General features: G+C 60.7%; 21 protein-coding genes. 2 read left to right on the top strand and 19 right to left on the bottom strand.

Annotated elements, in window-relative coordinates; translation table 11 throughout:
• The 7 genes from M516_RS25800 to M516_RS0121890 all read right to left on the bottom strand — a co-directional run.
• The coding region (locus M516_RS25800) for a hypothetical protein (protein ID WP_193747014.1) at positions 1-293 on the bottom strand (293 nt) is incomplete at its 3' end.
• Between the two features lie 457 nt (positions 294-750).
• Complete coding sequence (gene tsaD, locus M516_RS0121915; protein ID WP_029101016.1) at positions 751-1,827, bottom strand: tRNA (adenosine(37)-N6)-threonylcarbamoyltransferase complex transferase subunit TsaD; 1,077 nt, start codon at positions 1,825-1,827, stop codon at positions 751-753.
• On the bottom strand, positions 1,824-2,285 hold the full coding sequence (rimI, locus tag M516_RS0121910; protein WP_029101015.1) for a ribosomal protein S18-alanine N-acetyltransferase: 462 nt from the start codon (positions 2,283-2,285) through the stop codon (positions 1,824-1,826). Before rimI ends, tsaD begins: the two co-directional genes overlap by 4 nt.
• Before the next feature lie 4 nt (positions 2,286-2,289).
• On the bottom strand, positions 2,290-3,012 hold the full coding sequence (gene tsaB / locus M516_RS0121905; RefSeq protein ID WP_029101014.1) for a tRNA (adenosine(37)-N6)-threonylcarbamoyltransferase complex dimerization subunit type 1 TsaB: 723 nt from the start codon (positions 3,010-3,012) through the stop codon (positions 2,290-2,292).
• Positions 2,993-3,463, bottom strand: a complete 471-nt coding sequence (gene tsaE / locus M516_RS0121900) for a tRNA (adenosine(37)-N6)-threonylcarbamoyltransferase complex ATPase subunit type 1 TsaE (protein WP_029101013.1) — start codon at positions 3,461-3,463, stop codon at positions 2,993-2,995. The genes tsaB and tsaE overlap by 20 nt, the downstream gene beginning before the upstream one ends.
• Before the next feature lie 18 nt (positions 3,464-3,481).
• Positions 3,482-4,495 (bottom strand): thiamine-phosphate kinase, encoded by a 1,014-nt coding sequence (thiL, locus tag M516_RS0121895; RefSeq protein WP_029101012.1) that lies wholly within the window; start codon positions 4,493-4,495, stop codon positions 3,482-3,484.
• Positions 4,496-4,613: 118 nt separating this feature from the next.
• A complete protein-coding gene (locus tag M516_RS0121890) occupies positions 4,614-5,087 on the bottom strand; it encodes a SprT family protein (protein WP_029101011.1) in 474 nt (157 codons plus the stop codon).
• 112 nt (positions 5,088-5,199) lie between these two features.
• Here M516_RS0121890 and M516_RS0121885 point away from each other — a divergent pair, with 112 nt between their 5' ends.
• Positions 5,200-5,535: a hypothetical protein gene (locus M516_RS0121885; protein WP_029101010.1), complete on the top strand. Its 336-nt coding sequence runs from the start codon at positions 5,200-5,202 to the stop codon at positions 5,533-5,535.
• A 79-nt stretch (positions 5,536-5,614) separates the two neighbouring features.
• On the top strand, positions 5,615-5,737 hold the full coding sequence (cmpA, locus tag M516_RS25355; protein ID WP_141669808.1) for a cortex morphogenetic protein CmpA: 123 nt from the start codon (positions 5,615-5,617) through the stop codon (positions 5,735-5,737).
• A gap of 63 nt (positions 5,738-5,800) precedes the next feature.
• Here the strand turns inward: cmpA and M516_RS0121875 are convergent, their stop codons facing one another.
• The 12 genes from M516_RS0121875 to acpS form a co-directional block, all read right to left on the bottom strand.
• Positions 5,801-7,960, bottom strand: a complete 2,160-nt coding sequence (locus M516_RS0121875; RefSeq protein ID WP_029101009.1) for a Tex family protein — start codon at positions 7,958-7,960, stop codon at positions 5,801-5,803.
• Positions 7,961-8,067: 107 nt separating this feature from the next.
• Positions 8,068-8,856, bottom strand: coding sequence for an RNA polymerase sigma factor SigB (gene sigB / locus M516_RS0121870; RefSeq protein ID WP_029101008.1), 789 nt, complete (start codon positions 8,854-8,856; stop codon positions 8,068-8,070).
• Entirely contained in the window at positions 8,825-9,316 is a 492-nt protein-coding gene (gene rsbW, locus M516_RS0121865) for an anti-sigma B factor RsbW (RefSeq protein ID WP_029101007.1), read from the bottom strand. Before rsbW ends, sigB begins: the two co-directional genes overlap by 32 nt.
• Positions 9,289-9,642 (bottom strand): STAS domain-containing protein, encoded by a 354-nt coding sequence (locus M516_RS0121860; RefSeq protein ID WP_029101006.1) that lies wholly within the window; start codon positions 9,640-9,642, stop codon positions 9,289-9,291. The genes rsbW and M516_RS0121860 overlap by 28 nt, the downstream gene beginning before the upstream one ends.
• Positions 9,643-9,668: 26 nt before the next feature.
• Positions 9,669-10,670 (bottom strand): PP2C family protein-serine/threonine phosphatase, encoded by a 1,002-nt coding sequence (locus tag M516_RS0121855; protein ID WP_029101005.1) that lies wholly within the window; start codon positions 10,668-10,670, stop codon positions 9,669-9,671.
• Positions 10,667-11,143 (bottom strand): anti-sigma regulatory factor, encoded by a 477-nt coding sequence (locus tag M516_RS0121850; RefSeq protein WP_051188333.1) that lies wholly within the window; start codon positions 11,141-11,143, stop codon positions 10,667-10,669. The genes M516_RS0121855 and M516_RS0121850 overlap by 4 nt, the downstream gene beginning before the upstream one ends.
• Before the next feature lie 126 nt (positions 11,144-11,269).
• Positions 11,270-11,620, bottom strand: a complete 351-nt coding sequence (locus tag M516_RS0121845) for a type II toxin-antitoxin system PemK/MazF family toxin (protein ID WP_005830205.1) — start codon at positions 11,618-11,620, stop codon at positions 11,270-11,272.
• A gap of 3 nt (positions 11,621-11,623) precedes the next feature.
• Positions 11,624-11,923 (bottom strand): CopG family ribbon-helix-helix protein, encoded by a 300-nt coding sequence (locus M516_RS0121840; protein ID WP_029101003.1) that lies wholly within the window; start codon positions 11,921-11,923, stop codon positions 11,624-11,626.
• Between the two features lie 170 nt (positions 11,924-12,093).
• Positions 12,094-13,299: an alanine racemase gene (gene alr / locus M516_RS0121835; RefSeq protein WP_029101002.1), complete on the bottom strand. Its 1,206-nt coding sequence runs from the start codon at positions 13,297-13,299 to the stop codon at positions 12,094-12,096.
• 8 nt (positions 13,300-13,307) lie between these two features.
• Complete coding sequence (locus M516_RS0121830) at positions 13,308-13,748, bottom strand: hypothetical protein (RefSeq protein ID WP_029101001.1); 441 nt, start codon at positions 13,746-13,748, stop codon at positions 13,308-13,310.
• 471 nt (positions 13,749-14,219) lie between these two features.
• Positions 14,220-15,254, bottom strand: coding sequence for a DUF4367 domain-containing protein (locus tag M516_RS0121820; protein ID WP_029100999.1), 1,035 nt, complete (start codon positions 15,252-15,254; stop codon positions 14,220-14,222).
• 238 nt (positions 15,255-15,492) lie between these two features.
• Positions 15,493-15,879 (bottom strand): holo-ACP synthase, encoded by a 387-nt coding sequence (gene acpS, locus M516_RS0121815; protein ID WP_029100998.1) that lies wholly within the window; start codon positions 15,877-15,879, stop codon positions 15,493-15,495.
• Positions 15,880-16,073 lie beyond the last annotated feature (194 nt).

Here is a 16,073-nt window from a genome sequence, read left to right as displayed (position 1 = left end):
GTCCGCGCCCCCGGTGTACGGAGGGAGAGCGCGCCCGCCTCCGCCTGCTCCAGCCACGTATCCACATGTGGATAGCCGCACAGGCGGTCCAGCTCCCGAAACGACAGCCCCTCCACGAACAGCGCCACCACCTGCCGGCCCGCCGGATGTACCGGGTCGGCTCCGGTTGTGCGCACCGGTTTTTCCGCCGTCACAGTGGAACCAACAGCGACTGCGGCGGCAGCCGCTTCCGGATTCGCGACAGACGCCAGCAGCAGGCATGCCGCGAGCACCTGCAGCCCTTTTGTTCTCACCAGGCTCCCTCCTCTGTTGATAACACCGATACTTTTATCCACAAATTCCACAGGAAAATCCACAGGAAAATGTCGATTTTCCCGGCAATTCTTCGTGTTATCACCAGTATTCACAGGAGCCGGCGAACGCATCCAGCGGAAATTATCCAGAGTCTGTGGATAAAGGTGTGAAATGCGAGCGCGCTCTCTTCCACTCAGCCTCTGCCAGGCAAAAAGGCGGCGTTTTCAGCCTTTTGCGCAAAAAAAGAGACCCATACCTGGGTCACCATGAGGAGATGGAGAGAAGATGAGTGTTCATGTAATAAATTCTAACATGAAAATTCGTAAAGTCAACAATTTTTCGGAAAAATTCGCAAATGAATGTCAGGAAACATGACATATCGCTTGCCTCCCCACACCGAGATGGCGTCTCTCTGAAAAAAAGAGCCCGCGGAGTGACATCCGCAAGCCCTTTTCATCACGATAGGGGGAGGCCGGGCACGCCGTTCAGGTCAAGTCCGGCAAACTGTCCTTTTTGGTAGTGGATGTACCCGGCGGCGGCGATCATCGCGGCGTTGTCGGTACAGAGCGACAGCGGCGGGATGACCAGGGCAACGCCCTCCGCCTCGCAGCGCTGCTGCAGGCGTTCACGCAGCCCGCGGTTGGCGGCCACGCCGCCGGCCAGCAGCACCTGCCGGGCGCCGTATTCCCTGGCTGCCCGGATCGTTTTTTCCACCAGCACCTCGGTCACCGAATCCTGAAAACTGGCCGCCAGGTCGGCGGGATCGATCGTCTCGCCCCGCTGCGAAGCGTTGTGCAGCGTATTGAGCACCGCCGACTTCAGCCCGCTGAAGCTGAAATCATAGGAGTCCGGCTCCAGCCAGGCGCGCGGCAGCGGCACGCGCGGCTCTCCTTCGCGGGCCAGTCGGTCGATGTGCGGTCCGCCCGGATAGGGCAGCTTCAGCGCCCGCGCCACTTTGTCGTACGCTTCGCCGGCGGCGTCGTCCCGGGTTTCTCCCAGGATCTCGTACTCGCCGTGCGCTTTCATCAAGACCAGCTCGGTGTGGCCGCCTGAGACAACCAGCGCCACCAGTGGAAACCGCATCTCCTCCACCAGCCGGTTGGCGTAGATGTGGCCGGCGATGTGATGAACGCCGATCAGGGGGATGCCGCGGGCAAAGGAAACGGCCTTGGCCGCCGCCACGCCCACCAGCAGCGCGCCTACCAGACCGGGGCCGTAGGTGACCGCGATGGCATGGATGTCGTCCAGCGTCCGGCCTGCCCGGGTCAAGGCCTCCTCGATCGTCAGCGTGATGTTTTCCACATGACGGCGGGAGGCTACCTCCGGGACCACGCCGCCGAAGCGTTTGTGTATGTCCGCCTGCGAGGCGATCACGTTGGAAAGCACGACGCGGCCGTCCTGCACCACGGCAGCCGACGTCTCGTCGCAGCTCGTCTCGATCCCCAAAATGTACGTTGGTTCCCCCGATTCCTTGTGCGCCTGGTATGCCTGCCGCACGCGTTCCTCGTAGCGGGAAGGTTCTCTTCTGTTCATTGCAGTGTCACCCACATTATGATCGCGTCTTCGTTATTGTCCGAATAGTACCGTTTGCGCAGCCCCCGCTCCTCAAAGCCCAGTTTGGCGTACAGGCGGCGGGCCACGGTGTTGGACGGGCGGACTTCCAGCGTCATGCTCTTCGCTCCATACGCCACGGCCACTTCCATCATTTTGCGCATCAGCCGCTCCCCGATCTTTTTCCCCCGCCAGTCGGGGTGCACGGCTACGTTGGTAATGTGCGCCTCGTCCAGCACCACCCACATCCCGCAGTAGGCGATCACCTTGTTCTCCCGGTTCACGACAACAACGTAGCGTGCGTTGGGGTTTCTCGTCAGCTCGTTGACAAACGCGTCAGGCGGCCAGGGCGTGGTAAACGACAGCCGCTCCAGTTCAGCGACCGCGTGTACGTCGGCCAGCGTCATAAAGCGAAATCCTACCGCTTCTTGTTGCTCCATGCCTCTACTCCTTTTGGGAACCCTCCTGATTTTGGGCCAGCCACTTTGCTTCCGCTTCCGCCAACTGCAGATACTCGGGCACCAGGTCGTGCGCCGATCCGGCGTTTTCGATCTCGCCCAGTGCCAGAAGGCCGATATGGGCCGCCCGCGGATGGTTGTGCGAAGCCGGAGCAAACCGGGCTTGATCTCCCAGCACCGCCGCAATCGTCTCCCGATGCAGGCGGACGTCTTCGCCCAGGAACAAAATCGGTTCCCCTGCGGCCTGTTCGCGCAGCAGCGGCAGCCAGTCGGAGAGCAGGATGATGCGTTCGGCCAACTGAACCGAGACTGCCTCCATTCCTGCCGTCCGGTACGCTCCGCTGTAAACTTGTCCCCGCCGCGCGTCAAACAAGGGAACGATCAGCCCCGGAAAGCCCAGCGCGTTCTGCGCCACCGCCTGCAGGCTGGAGACGCCGACCACGGGCAGGTTCAGTGCCCAGGCGATGCTTTTGGCCGTGGCGACGCCGATGCGGACACCCGTATACGATCCGGGCCCTTTTGCCACGCCGATGCCGGAAAGCTGTTCCGGCCGCGTGTCCGTCTCGTCCAGCAGCCGGGAGACGCAGTCCATCAGGCGGACGGAGTGGTTTTTTTGCTGGTTGGTGGTCACTTCCGCCAGCACCCGTCCCTCCTCCACCACGGCTACGCTCAACACCAGGTTGGACGTGTCAATCGCCAGTACGCGCATCACCATCAAACTCCTCGCACAAAGTCACATACCGCTCCCCCTGCGGCACAAGTTCGATACGGCGGGTGTCCGCCCCCTCGTTTCGCAGGATGACCGTCAGCCGCTCCTGCGGCAGCACATCCTCGATCAGGGAAGCCCACTCGACCACGCAGACTCCATCACCGAAAAAATACTCGTCCAGGCCGAGCGAATCCACATCGTCTCCCACCCGGTAGACATCCATGTGATAAAGCGGCAGCCGTCCCTGATACTCTTTTATGATGGTAAACGTCGGACTGTTCACCACCTGCCGCACGCCCAGACCGCGGGCCAGCCCCTGGGTAAATGTCGTCTTGCCCGCGCCCAGGTCGCCCTCCAGCGCCAGAAAGTCGCCCGGCCGCAGCCGTTCGGCCAGACGCTCGGCAAAGCGCTGGGTGTCCCCGACTCCGGACAGCGTCCACCTGTATGTCATCCCTGTCATCCTCTCTTGTCAGTCGGCTTGTGCAAAATGATTGTAGCCCGCTTTTGCCAGCGGACCGCATACGCCGTCGCGGCACAGCGTGACGGACGGTCCGCCCTCTTCCACGCGGCCGATGACGGTGAAGGAAATGCCCGATTGGGCACATCGCCGCGCAAGTGTCTCCGCGCCCGCCGGGTCCACCGTGCCCACCAACTGATAGTCTTCGCCTCCGTACAGCGCCCAGTCCAGCGGGTCCCTGCCCGCCTGTGCGGCGTACGCCCGGGTCGCTTCGTGCACCGGCACCTGCGCGGCGTCCACCACCAGTCTCACGCCGCTCGCTTCGGCGATCTCCCACAGCTCGGAGGCAAGCCCGTCGCTGATGTCGTTCAGCGCCCCCGCCGAACCGGACGCGAGCAGCAGGCGTCCCGCCTCAATCTGCGCCGCGGGCCGCTGGTGGCAGGCGACCAGCACGGACCACTCGGACGGCACCCGCGCCCCCGCGTCTCTGGTCTGCAGCAGCAGGTGAAGTCCTGCGGCCGACCCTCCCAGATGACCGGTCACAAACACGAGCTGCCCCGGCCGCGCGCCCGAGCGGCGAAGCGCCCGCCCCTTTTCCACTTCCCCCAATACGGTCACGGAAAGGTGCAGGGCGTCGGGCGCCGCCACCGTGTCCCCGCCGATCACCCGGACACCGTACGCCGCGCACGCCTCGTAAATCCCGTCGTAGATCTCCCGGCATTCCGCCGCCGTCCAGCGCGGCGGTACGGCGATGCTGACCAGGGCAAAGCGAGCGATCCCGCCCATCGCCGCCACGTCGCTGATATTGCTGATGACCGCCTTGTAGCCGATATCGCTCGGCTTCATCGTCTCCCGCAGAAAATGGACGGTTTCCACCATGGCGTCACAGCAGGCGACCACCTCCATGCCCGGGGAGGGGGAAAAGACGGCGGCATCGTCGCCGATCCCCACTGAAAGCCCGTTTCCTTCCTGGCCGGCCGAGCGGCTCGTCCACTGGCGGATGAGCGAAAATTCGTCGTGCGCCACCGCGAACGCTCCTTTTTCCACATAGTGCATTCATTATACCGTTGCCGTACAAAGGCGCGCAAGGAAGCGGGCTTCCACTGACGAGCCCCGCTGTCTCCTGCGCTTCCCCCGCCGGCAGTCAGCCGCCGTCCGCCGGCGCCAGCTCCCTGAGCGACAGCTTTCCCCGGCAGCGGCCGCAGCGGTATCGGGCCGGGTTCATCTTTCGCTTGCGCTTGTAGCGCATGCCGCACGCCCGGCAGACCAGTTCGTACCGGTAGGGCAGCCGGGTCCGGCCGCCGCTTACCTCCCGGCAGTACCGGCTGCCGCCCACCTGTTTCAACAGCTCGCGAAACTCCCGGTCGGCGTGCCGATACCCCCGTTTTTCCAGGTGCAGGTGGTAGTGGCACAGCTCGTGTTTGATGATCCCGATCAGTTCCGCTTCCCCGTGCTCTTCCAGGTGGCGGGGGTTCAATTCGATATCGTGTGATTGGAGCAGGTACCGCCCGCCTGTCGTGCGCAGCCGCCGGTTAAAGCGGGCGCGGTGGCGGAACGGTTTGCCAAAAAACTCCTCCGATATGGCTTCCACCAGCGTCTGCAATTCCTGATCCGTCATGGTTTCCTCCCCGTCCTCCCGCCTGTCCCCCGACCTTTCCCGCACATATTGAAAAGTGGCGGATGAATAGGCTACACTTGTTGGGAAAGACACGTAGAATGGTGGAGGACTTATGCGTTATCTGATTTTGCAGGAACAAACCGGGCTGCGCTTTGTCGCCATGCCCGAATCCCATATGTACCAACTGGTCGCATTGCTCAAACGGCTGCACAAGGAGATCGGCAAGCTGACCATCGCCGACCGTCCGAAACTGCCCGTCATCGTCGCCGAGTGCACCGGGCTGGAACTGCTGAGCGACGCCTGCCCGGTTGAAGAGGGCCTCGCCTACGTCAGCCGCTTGGAGCGCCGTTTTGCCGCTCTTCAGGAGAGCGAGTATCCGCTCGTCTCCCTGCTCACGGAAATCCGCGCCCTGCAGGCGCAGCTTGAGTTTTTGAACGAAGAGGAATAAGCTTCGCAAAGAAACAGGTACCTCCGGCGCGTCTTCGGCATACATTGCCAATAGACGATTGACGCCAGGAGGTACTCTCATGCCACAGTGGATGCGCAGGCAGCTGCAGCGTGCCTTCTTCGGGAAGGACTTGCGGCAGATTCGCCTGTTGAACAGTTGCTGGTTTCTATATTGGGAAAAACACGGCGGCCGCCTGGAGTAAGAGGAGGCCGCTTTTTTTGTGGGCGGCCTCCCTTGGCCCGGACGGAGGAGTCCGGGCTCTTTGTCACTCCTCGGGGGCAATCATCGTCAAGCCGACGCGCTGCCGCTTTTCATCGATCTCCACTACCCAGACGTCGACGATGTCGCCCACCGTCACCACGTCCAGTGGGTGTTTGACAAAGCCTTTGCGCATCCGGGAGATGTGGACAAGTCCGTCGTTTTTCAGCCCGATGTCCACAAACGCTCCGAAGTCCACCACGTTGCGTACCGTGCCCTGCAGCTTCATCCCCACGGACAGGTCGGAGAGCTGGAGGACGTCGCTGCGCAGCAGGGGCTTGGGCAGTTCGTCCCGCGGGTCACGTCCGGGGCGCAGCAGGCTGTCGACGATATCCGCAAGCGTCGGTTCGCCGATCTCCAATTGCCGCGCCGTCTCGGCCAGATCCAGCGCCTGCAGCCGTTCGCGGCAGGTCTGGCTGCCGATCTCTTCGGGGGTGATTCCGATGATCGCCAGCAGCTTGTGCACCGCCGCGTAGGATTCGGGGTGGATCGGCGTTTTGTCCAGCGGATTGGCGCCGTCCATGATCCGCAAAAAGCCGATGCACTGTTCGTACGTCTTGGCCCCGAGACGAGGCACGTCTTTCAACTGCGAGCGGTCGGTGAACTTTCCGATTTCCTCCCGCTTCTTCACGATGTTGCCGGCCACCTGGCGGCTGATGCCGGAGACGTACTGCAGCAGGGAGGGGGAAGCGGTATTTACGTCCACCCCGACGTGGTTGACCGCCGACTCCACGACGAACTGCAGGCTCTCCGCCAGGCGGGACTGGGAGACGTCGTGCTGGTATTGGCCCACGCCGATTGATTTGGGGTCGATCTTGACCAGTTCGGCCAGCGGGTCCTGCAGCCGGCGGGCGATCGAGACGGCGCTGCGCTCGGCCACGTCCAGCTCGGGGAACTCCTCCTTGGCCAGTTCCGAAGCGGAGTAGACGGAAGCGCCCGCCTCGTTGACGATGATGTAAAACACGCTCTGCTTCAGATCCTTCAGGACCCCGGCGATGAACTGCTCCGTCTCCCGCGAGGCGGTTCCGTTGCCGATGGCGACGACGTGCACACCGTATTTCTCGATCAGCGCCTTTACCTTGGCCGCCGCTTCCGCCACCTTGTTGGCGGGCGGCGTCGGGTAGATGACGGCCACATCCAGCAGTTTGCCGGTCTCGTCCACCACGGCCAGCTTGCAGCCGGTCCGGTAGGCCGGGTCCACGCCCAGCACCACTTTGCCTTTCAGCGGCGGCTGCAGCAAGAGGTTGCGGAGGTTTTCCGCGAATATGTGAATCGCCCTCTCTTCCGCCGTCTCCGTCAGCTCGGCCCGCACTTCCCGCTCGATCGACGGAGCGATCAGGCGCTTGTAGCTGTCTTCCACCGCCGCTTCCAGCCAGGGGCGGGCCACCGTCTCCCGGGCGACGACGCGTTTTTTCAGATAGGCGAGGATTTCCTCCACCGGCGCCTCGACCGCGACCTTCAGGATGCCTTCGTTCTCGCCCCGGTTGATCGCCAGCACGCGGTGGGGGACCACCTTTTTCAGCGGCTCGCTGAAGGCGTAGTACATCTGGTAGACGTTTTTCCCGTCCGCTTCCTCCGCCTTTTGCTCCGTCACCAGCGTCCCTTTCTGGAACGTCCGCTGCCGGATCCACTGCCGAATCTCTGCGTCATCCGAGATCTGTTCGGCCACGATGTCCATCGCTCCCTGCAGCGCCTGCTCCGCCGACTCCACTCCCTTTTCGGGGTCGACGTACGCTGCCGCCTCCGCTGCCGGATCACCCGCCGCAGGCAGGCTCAACAGGTACACGGCCAGCGGCTCCAGGCCCTTTTCCTTGGCCATCGTGGCCCGGGTCCGCCGCTTCTGCCGGTACGGCCGGTACAAATCCTCCACTTCCTGCAGCTTGACGGCGCGCTCGATGGCCGCCTTCAGCTCGTCGGTCAGCTTGCCCTGCTCCTCGATCAGCCGGATTACCTCTTCCTTGCGCACGGACAGGTTGCGCAAATAACGAACGCGCTCGTCGATGGCGCGAATCTGGGTTTCGTCCAGCTCCCCGGTCATTTCCTTGCGGTACCGGGCGATAAACGGCACTGTATTGCCTTCGTCCAGCAAGGTGATCGTGCGCTCCACCTGATGCGGCTTGACGCCCGTCTCCTGCGCGATCGTCTGGATCATCAACGTTCGGTCCATTCCGTACCTCCTGCACTCGTCCTACGCGGTTATTGTATCACAACCGGCAAATGGCCCCCCAGCGCAATCGCGCAAAAAACGGAGGTGGTGTCCACCTCCGCCGTCGGTTACGTTACGATGTCGGGTTGGTCAGCCTGCAGCGCCGCCCGCAGTTTGCCGAGAGCCCTGCGCTGCAGCCGCGAAACGTGCATCTGGGACATGCCCAGCAGATCCCCTGCCTGCTTTTGGCTCAAATTCCGATAAAACGTAAGATGAATGATGGCCTGTTCCCGTTTGTCCAACGCATGCAGGGCGCGGTCCAGCATCAACTGCCGGTCGATCCGGTCATACCCTTCCTCTTCCACCCCGACCACGTCCAGAAGCGAGACGGCGTTGCCGTCGCTGTCCGACTCCAGCTCGCTGTCGATCGACAGGGAATAGTAGCTCCGTCCCATCTCCAGCGTCTCCAGCACGTCTTCCTCGCTGATGCCGAGCGCGTCCGCGATTTCCGCAATCTGCGGGGAGCGCTGCAGGCGGGCGGTCAGTTCGTCCGCCGTACGCTTGATCTTCGGGCTCAGCTCCTTGATCCGCCGGGGGACGTGGACGCTCCAGGTCTTGTCGCGGATGTAGCGCTTGATCTCCCCGACAATGGTCGGAACGGCAAAACTCTCGAACGTGCGGCCCAGCGAGGGGTCAAACCGGCGAAAGGAGGCAAGCAGCCCGAGCATGCCCACCTGAAACACGTCCTCGTAGGAAATCTGGCCGCGCACGAATTTTTTCGCAAGCGTCTCCACGAGTGGGGTATAGGCGCGAACCAGTTCCTCCTGCAAACCGGGGTCCCCTGTCTCACGAAACGCGCCGACCAGCCGAATCAGCTCTTCGCGGCTAGGCTTCCGCTTCGGAATCTGCCCGGTCATCGCAAGCCACCCCATCCCCCCGCACGTACTTGGTCATGGAAACCGTCACTCCCTCGCCCACCTGAACGTCCACTTCGTCCATCAGCGCATGGATCAGGAACAGACCCAGTCCTCCTTCGGCCACGTCGTCGAGGTCCGCATCGGGGTGGATCGGCCTCAAATCTGCCGGCTGTCCGTCAAACCAAAACCCTTTCCCCTGATCTGCCACTTCGATGACCAGGCGATCCGGAAACACGCGGCAGGTGACGCTCAGCTCCATCTCCTCGGCGGAGCGGTCGTAGGCGTGGTTCACCGCGTTGGTGCAGGCCTCGGCCACCGCCAGCTTGATGTCTTCGATCTCCTCGTAGGCAAATCCCATCCGGTTGGCAATGCCCGAAACAGTCAGGCGGACAACGCCCACATACCCCGCCCGGGCTGGCAGCGTCAGTCGGATCACATCGGCCTCAGGTCGTTGCGCCATTCGTCGCTCTCTCCTTTGCGGGGAACAATTCGTTCATACAATCCGGTGAGGCGAAACAGCCGCTCCACGCGCGGCGACAGACGTTCCACGACGAGCCGGCAGCCCGTCTGCCTGCACGCTTTCATCGCCGCGACAAAAATACCGATCCCCGTGCTGTCCATGTATTCAACGGCTGTCAGATCCACGGCGACGCTCCTCACGTCCGGCTGGTTGACCAGCGGCAGCAGGCGCTCCTTTAGCTGCGGCCCCGTAAAGGCGTCGATTTCCCCTGCGAGTACCAGCACGTGTTCACCGCCGTTGCTTGTGTGCGTAATCGTCAGGTCCATCCGCAACTCCCTCCCGTATGCTGTGCTCACGTACGTCGAAGTATGATCATGGTGTAATCATCCGGCAGTTCAAACTGGGAGAGGAGCAGCAGCCTGCGGTAGAGGCGGTTGGCCATCTCCTGGGCAGGTGCCCCCACTTCCCCCTGCAGATAGGAAACCAGCTCCTCCCTTTGGAAGTACGCTCTCCCCACCTTGCGTTCCGTCACGCCGTCCGTCAACAGGATCAGGCAATCTCCCGGTTCGAGCGCCACTTCCCGCTCCTCGTACGTGCTTCCCGGCGCAATTCCCAGGGCCGCGCCCCGGCCTTCGAGATCGTAAAAGCGGTCCTCGGCCCGCCGGTACAAAAACCCCGGCTCATGTCCCGCCGTCGCGTAGCAAAAGCGGTGAACAGCCGCGTCGTAACGGCCGTACACCATCGTGACAAACATGCTCGGATCGAGGTTCCGCTCCACGACATTGTTCAAATGACGCAGGATGTCCGCCGGCCCCAGCTCCATCTCGCCCAGGCCGTCGATGGCGTATTTGAGCATCGACATGCACATGGCCGCGGGAATCCCCTTGCCCGTTATGTCGGCGATCGCCAGGCTGAACCTGTGGCTGTCGTGGCAGACAAAATCGTAGTAGTCGCCGCTCATCTGCTTGGCCGGAACGCTGACCAGCCCCACGTCCACACCGGGGCAGGAGGGAAGCCTCTGCGGCAGCAGCGCCTGCTGCATCGCGGAGGCTACGGCGATTTCCGACTCCAACTGTTGATGCCGACTCCGCCAACTGTGAATCGAGCGGTAAGCGTTACCATACTCGATCATGATTTCCGTCAAAATCTGAAACGACTCCCGGACGAACTCAGGAACCGGCCCCAAACGCTCCAGCGCCCGTCCGTGCAGGTCGGCGAGCTCTTCCGGGGAGACGTTGCGGGCCAAGAGCTGCTTTCCCAACTGCTGGGCTCCGTACAATTGGGCTTCTCCTTTGCCCTCCCGGTAATCCCGCAGCAGGCGCGCATACTGTTCTTCCAGGTCGTAATCCGTCAACCGGGGTCACCTCCCCCCGCTTCGTTCCGCCACTTGACGACGATGACACGCGTTCCTTTTCCGGGGACGCTCTCCAGAAAAAAATCGTCCATCATCCGCTTCACCCCCGGCAGTCCCGCTCCCAAACCGCCTGACGTGGAATACCCGTCCTCCATCGCCTTGCGAATGTCGGCGATGCCCGGACCGGTGTCGGCAGCCGTGATCCGCAGCCCGACACGGCTGTCCCGCTCCACCTGTTCGATGAAAATCGTGCCGCTGTCCGCGTACAAGTAGATGTTGCGCGCCAGTTCGGAGATGGTGGTGGCGATGCGGGACTGCATAATGGTGCCGAAGCCCAGTTGTCTCGCCATGTTGCGGCCGATCTGCCTGGCCGTGACAATGTCCGCCTCTGTTGCGATGTTGACTTGTTCTGAATAAGGCTCTGTCACAACCGGAAACTCCTTCCATCCGCGCTTGTCACCGATCCGATCCATTAGCAAAACGTGTCATTTTTTGTCTACGGAATCATTTCGCTGCCGCCGTTTCGAATCCCTGCCCCCACAGCAAAAAAACCACTTGTCGCACAAGTGGTTTTTGCTGTCTGAGCATCCGGCAAACGATTAAAAGTCAATGAGTCCCAGGCTGATCTGCAGGGATTCATTGACGCGATCCATCATCTCGTCGTCCAGATGCGTTATTTTATCGGTCAGCCGTTGTTTGTCAATGGTTCGAATCTGTTCCAGCAGAATCACGGAGTCACGGTCAAATCCGTACGTTTTTGCGTCAATCTCTACATGCGTCGGCAGTTTCGCCTTCTGAATCTGCGCCGTGATGGCGGCGACGATGACCGTTGGACTAAAGCGATTGCCAATATCGTTTTGAATGACTAAAACAGGCCGCACGCCTCCCTGTTCAGAGCCAACGACCGGTGACAGGTCAGCGAAAAACACATCGCCACGTTTGACAATCACAAGTCACACCCCGCTAACTAAGCGGATAAGAGTATGGTCAGCCTCTTCCTCTGCGCCAAATGCCTCCGATGCCATTTTCAGATTGATTTTCGCCATTTCCATGTAACCCTTTTGCATGGTTTCGCGAATGACACGTTTTTTGCGCTCTTTCAAGTAAAGGTGCATCGCCTGGCGAATAAACTCGCTGCGATTGGATTTTTCTTTTTGAATGACGCCATCCACTTCCTGGAGCAAGTGCTGTGGCAAGCTGATCATGATGCGTTTCGTGTTAGACTTAGACAAGACAAATCCACCTCCAACCATGACCGTAACATCCGCAGTGCTCGTTCCACCGCGATCCGGTAGGAACAATACCATTATGTCGAACCATTTTCAAAAATATACCTGTCCGATCGCTGTCAGGCAAAAAAAGCCCGTTTTGCGCTCTACTTGTATTCGCGCTCCATCCGCAAATTCCTGCCTGATGTCGACTGCTAGTTATTTACACTTTGTGACAGGTCGTGCTGTCTCGTCAGCGAATGGTACACGTCCACCACTTTGCCGCCGCGCAGGTAGACGCGCGGGATGCGGTGATCAAGCATGCACGCGACCTCGTAGTTAATCGTCCCCAACCAATCGGCCACTTCATCCAGCGAGATTTCGTCGTCCCCCTGTTTGCCGTACAGCACCACCTCGTCACCTACCCGTGCCGTTCCGTGATCGATCCTGACCATGATCTGGTCCATGCAGACCCTGCCGACCACCGGCGCCCGACAGCCCTTGTACAGAACCGATCCGCGATTGGACAGCAGCCGGGAAAACCCGTCGGCATAGCCGATCGGGAGCGTGGCGATCTGCTCGCCCGGCTGCGCAGTGTACGTCGCCCCGTAGCTGGTCGTGTAGGGCGCTTCGGTCATTCGCTTGACATGGGCAATCCGGGTCTTCAGGGAAAGCGCCGGAACCAGTTGCACGCGAGCCTGCTGCTTCATGTAGGCGGAAGGGTATAATCCGTATAAACCTATGCCCAAACGGATCGTATCATACCCCCATTCGGGAAAGGCGATGGCGGCAGCGGTATTGGAGCAGTGGACGCGCGGCAGCCGCCTGCCCGTCTCCCGCAAGGCGCGCAAACACGACTGGAACCGCTCGTGCTGCTCGCAGACCAGCGTGACATCCGGTTCGTCGGCGGTGGCAAAGTGCGTGAAAATGCCCGCCCAGCGGAGCAGGGGGCTGTTTTCGAGCGCTTCCACCACGGCAAACAGCTCGTCTTTGGCGCGCACGCCGATTCTGCCCATGCCCGTATCCACCTTGATATGAATGCCGACGGGCTTGGCCGACGCCTCCTGCAGCAAACGGTTCGCCTCCGTCATCCAGTCGGCGTGGTAGGCCGTCAGCTCCACCTCCCAGCGGCTGGCGGCCACCACCGAATCCGGGGGCGTGTAGCCGAGCACCAGGATGGGCGCGGTGATCCCCGCCTTTCTCAGCACAATCGCTTCGTCCAGCATCGCCACGGCGAGCGAATCGGCACCGCTGTCCAGCGCTTCCCTGCCGACGTGAAAGGCGCCGTGTCCGTAGCCGTCCGCCTTGACGACGGCCATGATGCCGGCGGAAGCCGGTATGTGGCGGCGGAACGCCTGCACATTGGCCCGAATCGCATCCAGATCCACTTCAACCCAGGTATCGCGGCAGTACGGTTTCATCTCGTTCGTTATCTCCTCTTTTGCAGCTTTTGATAGACAAACAGCCGTTCGTTGAGATGGTTGAGAAACTGCCGGGACACCATCAACGAATGCCGCTTGCCGCCCAGCTTGTACAAATGGCGGCCTTCAAAAATCGGCTCCACCTCCGACAGCGGATAGCTCGTCTCCCGGCCGCCCATGGAGACGATCAGATGCGTCTTGGTCAGCTTGTACGACGGCCGCAGCGTATACTTGTACACAAACGGCGCCAGGCCGACGACTGCGATCGCGATGGCAAAGGCGAGCACTTTGAAAGCCGGTGTCTGGGTGTTGAAAAATTGAGACAAAAGGAGCATCCCGACGACAAAGAAAAGCGTCTCCATGATGCGCATTTTCATGTTTTTGCGCAGCAGCAGGTCTTTGTAGCCGGACTCTTCCTGGTACAAAATCTCATCGGACGTTTTTTTCATGGATGCTGCTTCACCTCATCGCGTAGTTACTTCGACTTTATCGCTTTCTGCCGCTGTATGTCAATTCGCTTATACACCGGCAGACCGTTCCTTTTCGTCCGCTGAACCCGCCGCCTGTTCCCCGGCATCGAGGTCGATGCGTCAGAGACGGCGCCACACACGACAAAAAAGGACGGCCAATGCCGTCCCGAGTGTGTAGACAAAGTGACTGCTGGGGGGAGAAGCACGTTTCCGGCTTCCGCTCCATGCTCGCCCAGCAGGGAAGCACAGACTGCACGCTCCGCACCGATTTGCGGGGGATCGCCAAAGCCGTATCGCTCCGCAGCCCATTCAAAGGTGGCGCTCCTTTTTCCCGCAAATCGCTGCTCCGCTCGGTAGGGCTTCACAAGTCGCTCTGCCTGGAAACATGCTTCTCCTTCGATACAATTGGTTTGTCTTCAGTCTGAGGACGGCCAATGCCGTCCCGATTGATTATTTTCCGCTCACGCCGTACGTGGATTGGGCCACCTTGACCATTTCCTCTTCCGGCAGGTCGCCGGTCAGCGTAAACTCCACGCCGTCCAGTTCCCAGCTCAGGTAGCGCTGATTGTCAGCATTTTGGATCAGCACCCCGACGGTGAAGCCCAGATCGACCGGCAGCCCCTGCTCCGAGGACACCGAGGTCGCCGTGGGGCGCGCTTCAATCAGCTTGTAGTTGTACAAACCTTTGTACTCCAGTACGACCGTCCGCTCACCGTCCCGGGTTACCGGCTCGATGTCGCCCTGCTTCACGCCGTCAGGGGTGTAGGTGGGCACAATGACACCGAACTGGCTGGATGGCGGTTTGCTTGTGTCGTTTTCCTGCGACAGCGTCGGCACCACCGGCAGTGAACTGGTGTTCATGTTGCGGTCTTTGTCAAACGCATCCTTGTCAAACTGCGGGTTGAACACAAAGTCGGTGAAGTTGATCGTGACCAGCGTATTCATATTGGAATCCATGATTTCCGCTCGCGTCGGCTTCAGTTCCTCCGTCAGCCAGATCTTCTGCCTGGTCAGAGAGCGATTGCCGTTGTAATTGGCCTTGACTTCAAACACGTACTGCCTGTCGTCCATGTCCATCTTGCGTTCCGTGTCGTCGATGATGCTGCGGACCAGCGTCTCGTAGAGATAGAGCGGACCGTTGTTTTCCGGCCAGCCGCTTTGGAAGCGGAAGCTCTTGTTCAGATGCGGCGTCAGGACGAACACCCCTTCATTGTTGCGCAGGATGATCTGCGTAATCCCTCGCTGCTTGGATGTGAGCGCGACACGGTAGTTGGTCGGTTTCTCGTACCACACCGCCACATCGTACTCCATCGCCGTGGAGCCGGTCTGCATGGTCAGTACGGCCTGAGACTTGTAGCCGGCCATCTTGTCCAGCGTGCTGCTCAGGTCATCCACCACATCATCCGGTGTCTTTTGACCGAAGCAGCCGCCGAGCAGCAGGGAAAAGACCAACAAGAAAACCAGTGGTAAAGCTGCCCGTTTCATTCAAAGAACTCCTCCTTGTCTGCTAATTTCGACAAAGAAGGGCACTCCTGTCTATTTCCTGGGAAATCTGTCAGTCTTTCGCCTCTTCCGCGCACATCGTGTCAAAAGTCCGTTCGGTTATCGGGACGCGACATCGCCTTGATCGGCTGAAGACTTACCCTTTCTGTTAGAGCAGGTAGTCCCTCCTGATCTACGCGATATAAATCTATGTCCATCCTCGTCCCGATATGCAGACAAGTTACAGTTCTTCCACCACAACCTGCGCCACGGCATAATCCCGGCTGTGGGAAATGCTGAGGTGAACCCGCACCCGCTCCGGGTTGAGTCCGACCCGCTCCAGCGCACCCCTGCTGATGCGCATTTCCGGCTTGCCTGTGTCCGAAGAGAAGACCTCCACATCGTGAAAGCCCACCTGGCCGCCAATCCCGGTGCCCAGCGCCTTTGCCGCCGCCTCCTTGGCGGCGAACCGGCCGGCCAGGTATTCCGCCCGCCTCGCCTTCGCCTTGCCGTCCAGCAGCGCTTTTTCCGCGTCCGTAAAAAGTCGGTCGAGCGCTTCCGGCCGCCGCTCGATCAGCGCCTGCACGCGCCCGATTTCCACAATGTCCGTGCCGATTCCCACAATCATGAACGATCCCGCTCCCCATTCTTTGGTTATGCAGTGACGATATCACCCCATTCTATTATTGGCAAGGGCTGCCGCAAACCAAAAACAACCCCCGCAAAAAAGCGGGGGTGTAAACTGAGGACAAACCAATTGTATCGGAGGAGAAGCATGTTTCCAGGCAGAGCGACTTGTGAGCCCTACCGAGCGGAGCAGCG

The organism is Brevibacillus thermoruber 423 (genome assembly GCF_000454065.1).
Taxonomy (GTDB): Bacteria; Bacillota; Bacilli; order Brevibacillales; family Brevibacillaceae; genus Brevibacillus; species Brevibacillus thermoruber.
Note: the sequence above shows the minus strand (reverse complement) of the source record. Positions and strands in the feature narration are given on the sequence as shown.